The organism is Legionella anisa (assembly GCF_001467525.1).
In the GTDB taxonomy this organism is placed as follows: domain Bacteria; phylum Pseudomonadota; class Gammaproteobacteria; order Legionellales; family Legionellaceae; genus Legionella; species Legionella anisa.
This window is the reverse complement of sequence record NZ_LNXS01000030.1, coordinates 1-213: the sequence shown is the minus strand read 5'-3', so window position 1 is coordinate 213 and position 213 is coordinate 1. Positions and strand designations below refer to the sequence as shown.

The following is a 213-nucleotide window of genomic DNA, read 5'->3' as shown; positions in this document are numbered from 1 at the left end:
TCCCTCTCCCGCGCAAGGAATTTGAATAGTAAGATACTGTTCTTCGCGGGAAGAGGGTTGGGGAGAGGGGATGTCAAGAATCGGCTAATGTGTACAAGATGGCCTCAATAACCGACGCTGCTTGTTGTAAGTACATCATTGTTCCAAAAACGCAGTACTTTGAACCCTTGAGCATTTAGCTAAGCTGTTCGTTCTCTATCGTAGCTTTGATTA

The 213-nt window shown here is 45.1% G+C and carries 1 protein-coding gene; it reads right to left on the bottom strand.

Annotated elements, in window-relative coordinates:
* Positions 1–104 precede the first annotated feature (104 nt).
* Positions 105–155, bottom strand: a complete 51-nt coding sequence (locus Lani_RS20780) for a hypothetical protein (RefSeq protein ID WP_238585184.1) — start codon at positions 153–155, stop codon at positions 105–107.
* Positions 156–213 lie beyond the last annotated feature (58 nt).